Below are 6,000 nucleotides of genomic sequence, written 5' to 3'. Positions count from 1 at the left end.
AGCTGTTCTACATGGACAAGACCATGATGGTCTTCGGCGACGCCAAGAAGGTGGTCGAGGACATGGGCAAGGCGATCGAATAAGAGCGGCGGCATCCCGTGTGCACGCCGCCCGCGCCGAGAAGGCCGGGCGGCGTTTCCGTAACCAGAATCCAGAATCCGTTGAGGAGACATATCCATGACAGACCGTCCCTGGCTCAGCAGCTACCCGCAAGGCGTACCGGCCGACATCGACGCTTCGCGCTACCCGTCGCTGGTCGCGCTCATGGAGGAGAGCTTCTCGAAATTCGCCGATCGGACGGCCTACAGCTTCATGGGCAAGGACATGGGCTACGGCGAGGTCGACAAGCTGAGCCGCGCCTTCGCCAGCTACCTGCAGGGCCTGGGCCTGGCCAAGGGAGATCGCGTCGCGGTGATGATGCCCAACTGCCTGCAGTACCCCATCGCGGTCTGCGGCATCCTGCGCGCCGGGCTGATCCTGGTGAACGTGAACCCGCTCTACACGCCGCGCGAGCTGGAGCACCAGCTCAAGGACTCGGGCTCCAAGGCGATCGTGATCATGGAGAACTTCGGCAACACGCTGCAGCAGTGCATCGGCGCCACGCCGGTCAAGCATGTGGTGCTGAGCGGCATGGGCGACCGGCTCGGCCTGCTCAAGGGCGCGCTGGTCAACTACGTGGTGCGCAATGTCAAGAAGATGGTGCCCGCGTACAGCCTGCCCGGCGCCGTGCGCTTCAACGACGCGCTGGACAAGGGGGCGGGGCGCACGCTGCAGACGCCGGCCATCGGGCCGGATGACGTCGCCGTGCTGCAATACACGGGCGGCACCACCGGCGTCTCGAAGGGCGCGGTGCTGCTGCATCGAAACGTGATCGCCAACGTATTGCAGTCCGAGGCCTGGAACGACCCGGTCATGCAGAAGGTGCCGGCCGGCGAGCAGCCCACCAGCGTGTGCGCGCTGCCGCTCTATCACATCTTCGCCTTCACGGTGAACATGATGTTGTCCATGCGCACCGGCGGCAAGCTCATCCTGATCCCGAACCCGCGCGACCTCGCCGCCGTGCTCAAGGAACTGTCCAAGCACACCTTCCACAGCTTCCCGGCGGTCAACACGCTCTTCAACGGGCTCGCCAACCACCCGGACTTCAACACCGTCAACTGGAAGAACCTCAAGGTTTCCGTCGGCGGCGGCATGGCCGTGCAGGGCGCGGTTGCCAAGCTCTGGCTCGAGAAGACCGGTTGCCCGATCTGCGAGGGCTACGGCCTGTCGGAGACCTCCCCGTCAGCCACCTGCAACCCGACCACCAGTACCGCATACACCGGCACCATCGGGGTGCCGCTGCCGAGCACCTACCTGAAGCTGCTGGACGACGATGGCAACGAAGTGCCGGCGGGCCAGCCGGGCGAGATCGCGATCAAGGGCCCGCAGGTGATGGCCGGCTACTGGCAGCGTCCGGACGAGACGGCCAAGGTCATGACGGCCGACGGCTACTTCAAGTCCGGCGACGTAGGCTTGGTCGACGAACGCGGCTTCTTCAAGATCGTCGATCGCAAGAAGGACATGATCCTGGTCTCGGGCTTCAACGTGTACCCCAACGAGATCGAGGATGTCGTGGCGCAGATCCCGGGTGTGCTCGAATGCGCGGCAGTGGGCATTGTTGACGACAAGACCGGCGAGGCGGTCAAGCTGGTGATCGTCAAGAAGAACCCCGAGCTCACCGAAGCCCAGGTGCGCGAGTTCTGCCGCGCCAATCTCACCGGCTACAAGCAGCCCAGGCTGGTCGAGTTCCGCACCGACTTGCCGAAGACGCCGGTGGGCAAGATCCTGCGTCGCGAGCTGCGCGACAAGAAGTAGCGGGGCATTTCCGTGGTGGCGCCGATCGCGATCGTGGCAGCCATGCAGGAGGAGCTCGGCGCCCTGCTTGCCGCCATGCCGGACGAGCAGCGCGTGCGCATCGCCGGCCGCGACTTCTGGGCCGGGCATCTGCAGGGCCAGCCGGTGGTCGCGGTGCTGTCGCGCATCGGCAAGGTTGCGGCGGCCACGACCGCCACCGTGCTGCTCGAGCGCTTCGGTGTGCGCGCCATCGTGTTCACCGGCGTGGCCGGCGGGCTGGCGCCCGGCGTGCGGGTGGGCGACGTGGTGGTGGCGAGCCGGCTGCTGCAGCACGACCTGGACGCATCGCCGATCTTTCCTCGCTACGAGGTGCCCCTGACCGGGCATGCGCGCTTCGCAACCGACACCGCCATCAGCGAGGCCCTGGCGACGGTGGCCGAGCGGCTGCTGGGCGATCCGGTCGCGTTGCTGGGCCAGCAGGTGGTCGATGACTTCGGCCTGCACGCGCCGCGCCTGCACCGCGGGCTGGTGGTGAGCGGCGATCGCTTCATTGCCCGCGCGGCCGACAGCGAGGCGCTGCGCCATGACCTGCCCGACGCGCTGGCCTGCGAGATGGAAGGCGCCGCGGTGGCACAGGTCTGCCACGACTACCGCATCCCGTTCGCCGCTGTGCGGACCATTTCGGACCGCGCCGACGACCAGGCCCATGCCGACTTCCTGCGCTTTGTCGCCGCAGTCGCGAGCCGCTACAGCCTGGCCCTGATCGAGGCCTGGCTCGCCGGGCTGCCCGGCCCCCGCGCTACTTGAGCCAGCCGCGCCGGCGGAAGTACCACATCGGCACCAGCGCGCTGGCGACCATCAGCACGATCGCGTAGACGTAGCCGTAGCGCCAGTCCAGTTCAGGAATGAGCTTGAAGTTCATGCCGTACACGCTCGCGATCAGCGTCGGCGGCAGCAGCGCCACGCTGGCTACCGAGAAGATCTTGATGGTCTTGTTCTGGTTGATGTTGATGAAGCCAACGGTGGCGTCCATCAGGAAGTTGATCTTGTCGAACAGGAAGGCGGTGTGGTTGTCCAGCGACTCGATGTCGCGCAGGATCTGCCGCGCCTCCTCGAACTGCTCGGCGTTGAGCATGCGGCTGCGCATCATGAAGCTCACCGCTCGGCGCGTGTCCATCACGTTGCGGCGGATGCGGCCGTTCAGGTCTTCCTGGCGCGCGATCGCGGCCAGCACTTCGCCCGCCAGCTCGTCGCTCACGTTGCCTTCGAGCACCTTCTTGCCGGCGACTTCCAGCTCGTCGTAGATGTTCTCCAGCGAGTCGGCCGAGTACTCGGCATCGGCATCGAAGAGCTTGAGCAACACCTCCTTGGCGTCCTCGATGAGCCCGGGCGCACGACGTGCACGCATGCGCAGCAGGCGGAACACCGGCACATCCTCGTCATGGATCGAGAACAGCACGCCGCGGCTGCGCAGCTCGGCATTGTGCTGGTTGAGGATGAAGGCCACGCGCACCGAGCGCGGGTTCTCGTCGTCGTCGATCAGGAAGTCGCTGCGCACGTGCAGCTCGCCGTTGTCTTCCTCGTAGAAGCGGGCCGACTCCTCGATGTCCTCGTCCATCGCATCCTCGGGGATGGACAGGCCGTAGTACTGCTTGATCCAGCGCTTCTCTTCCAGCGTGGGCGATTCGAGATCGACCCAGATCGGCTGGAACTTGGACAGTTCCTCCAGCGCCTCGATCTCTTCCTGGACGAGGCGGCCGTTGGCGAGCGTGAAGATGTTGAGCATGGCTCACTCCCGGGTGGTGTTGTGGCGTTGGCGAGGGGGCGGGGGGGCGCTTTCAAATCCCTGGCCAACGACGCGTCACAGGGGAGTTGAAAGCTGCCGAGGCGGAACGGTGTCCATTCGGAGTCTCCGGTTGCAGCGAGGCGCGATTATGTCACCGGCCTCTTGCATTTTCCTGGGGGATCTGGATGGATATCCAGTAAAGTGGCGCTCGATGTCCAGCGTCGCGATCCCCATCCCACTGCGCCAGGAAGAGCGCCTTGCCACGGTTCTCGCGGAACTCAACGAAGCACAGCGGGCGGCCGTCGAGCACGGGGCCGGGGCCGCGTCGCCGGACCCGCGCCCGCTGCTCGTGATCGCCGGCGCCGGTTCCGGCAAGACCAGCACCCTGGCGCACCGCGTGGCCCACCTGATCGCGCACGGCGCCGATCCGCAGCGCATCCTCCTGCTGACCTTCTCGCGCCGCGCCGCGCAAGAGATGGAAAGGCGTGCCGGCCAAGTGCTGGCGAAGGTGCTCGGGCTGCGCTCGGAGGCGCCGCCGTCCTTGCCCTGGGCCGGCACCTTCCACGGCATTGGCGCCCGGCTGCTGCGCGAATATGCCGCGCAGATCGGTCTCGACGCCAGCTTCACCATCCACGACCGCGGCGACGCCGAGGACCTCATGGGCCTGGTGCGCAGCGACATCGGCCTGGCTGCGATGGAGCGCCGCTTTCCGCGCAAGGGCACCTGCCTGTCGATCTACTCGCGCACCGTCAACGGTGGCGCGCCGCTGGCCGAAGTGCTGGCCCAGGCCTTCCCGTGGTGCGCCGAATGGGAGGCCGAGCTCAAGCGCCTGTTCGGCGCCTACGTCGAGGCCAAGCAGGCGCAGCAGGTGCTCGACTACGACGACCTTCTGCTCTACTGGGCCGAGATGGTGGCGGAGCCCTCCCTTGCGGCGCAGCTGGGCGCGCGCTTCGACCATGTGCTCGTCGATGAGTACCAGGACACCAACCTGCTGCAGTCCGCCATCCTGCGCGCCCTCAAGCCCGACGGCCGCGGCCTCACCGTGGTGGGCGACGATGCGCAGGCGATCTATTCCTTTCGCGGCGCCACGGTGCGCAACATCCTCGATTTTCCGGGCCAGTTCGCCCAGCCCGCGCGCATCGTCACGCTGGAGCGCAACTACCGGTCGACCCAGCCGATCCTCGACGTCTCCAATGCCGTCATCGCGGCGGCGGCCGAGCGCCATGCCAAGACGCTGTGGACCGACAAGCCCTCCATGGGCCGGCCGCAACTGGTGCTGGTGCCGGACGAGGCCCAGCAGGCCCGCTTCGTGGCGGAGCGCGTGCTGGCGCACCGCGAAGGCGGGCTGGCCCTGAAGTCGCAGGCCGTGCTGTTCCGCACCTCGAGCCACAGTGCGGCGCTCGAACTCGAACTGGCGCGGCGCAACATCCCCTTCGTCAAGTACGGCGGCCTCAAGTTCCTGGAGGCCGCGCATGTGAAGGATCTGCTGGCGGTGCTGCGCTTCGCGCAGAACCCGCGCGGCCGCATGGCGGGCTTTCGCGTCACCCAGCTCATCCCGGGCATCGGGCCTGCCACCTCGACCCGGCTGCTCGATGGAATGGCCGAGGCGGAAAATCCGGCTGCCGTGGTGCAGGCCTTCCAGCCGCCCGCAGCCGCGAAGGAGGAGTGGGCGCGCTTCGCAGCGATCTATGTGCAACTGCGTGCCCCGGAACTCGCCTGGCCGGCCGACATGGAACTCGCGCTGCGCTGGTACCTGCCGCACCTGGAGCGGCTGCACGACGATGCCGGGTTGCGCCGCGGCGACGTCGAGCAGCTGGCCCGCCTGGCCTCCGGCTACGCCTCGCGCGAGCGCTTCCTGACCGAACTCACGCTCGATCCGCCAGAGGCCACCAGCGACCGGCCCGGCCCGCCCCTGCTCGACGAGGACTTTCTGATCCTCTCCACCATCCATTCGGCGAAGGGGCAGGAGTGGCGCTCGGTGCACGTGCTCAACGTGGTCGACGGCTGCATCCCGGCCGATGTCGCGCAGGGCGCCCAGGAACTGGAGGAGGAGCGGCGCCTGCTCTACGTGGCCATGACGCGTGCGCGCGACCACCTGCACCTGATCGTGCCACAGCGCTTCTACGTCACCCAGCAGGCGGTGCGTGGGGACCGCCATCTCTACGCCGGCCGCACGCGCTTCATCTCGGAGGCACAGGCCCGGGGCTTCGAGCAGATCACCTGGCCGCCAGCGCCCGAGCGGGCCCCTGCCGTGCCGCCGCCAGCGGCGGTCATCGACTTGCGCAAACGCCTGCGCGCCGCATGGCGCTGAGCACGGCGCGCGGTCTTTAGACTACATATTTGATAGCGCCCGGGCCTTGACCACAAAGGCTCCGAGGGGT

4 protein-coding genes are annotated in these 6,000 nt (G+C 67.5%); 3 read left to right on the top strand and 1 reads right to left on the bottom strand.

All coding sequences use genetic code 11. The features are described from left to right. The first annotated feature begins 177 nt into the window (after positions 1-177). Positions 178-1,854: a long-chain-fatty-acid--CoA ligase gene (locus APY03_RS27415; RefSeq protein ID WP_068681838.1), complete on the top strand. Its 1,677-nt coding sequence runs from the start codon at positions 178-180 to the stop codon at positions 1,852-1,854. Positions 1,855-1,866: 12 nt separating this feature from the next. Further along, complete coding sequence (locus tag APY03_RS27410; RefSeq protein ID WP_068681836.1) at positions 1,867-2,640, top strand: 5'-methylthioadenosine/adenosylhomocysteine nucleosidase; 774 nt, start codon at positions 1,867-1,869, stop codon at positions 2,638-2,640. Here APY03_RS27410 and corA read toward each other — a convergent pair. After that, positions 2,633-3,619, bottom strand: coding sequence for a magnesium/cobalt transporter CorA (gene corA / locus APY03_RS27405; protein ID WP_068681834.1), 987 nt, complete (start codon positions 3,617-3,619; stop codon positions 2,633-2,635). The two genes, APY03_RS27410 and corA, sit on opposite strands and share 8 nt — an antisense overlap. 211 nt (positions 3,620-3,830) lie before the next feature. On the opposite strand from corA, the gene APY03_RS27400 reads away from it, so the two are divergent. Continuing rightward, positions 3,831-5,930 (top strand): ATP-dependent helicase, encoded by a 2,100-nt coding sequence (locus APY03_RS27400; RefSeq protein WP_068681832.1) that lies wholly within the window; start codon positions 3,831-3,833, stop codon positions 5,928-5,930. Positions 5,931-6,000 lie beyond the last annotated feature (70 nt).

The sequence above is a fragment of the Variovorax sp. WDL1 genome, from assembly GCF_001541225.1.
Classification (GTDB): domain Bacteria; phylum Pseudomonadota; class Gammaproteobacteria; order Burkholderiales; family Burkholderiaceae_C; genus Variovorax.
The sequence above is the reverse complement of the archived record's forward strand: the minus strand, read 5'-3'. Positions and strand labels throughout refer to the sequence as shown.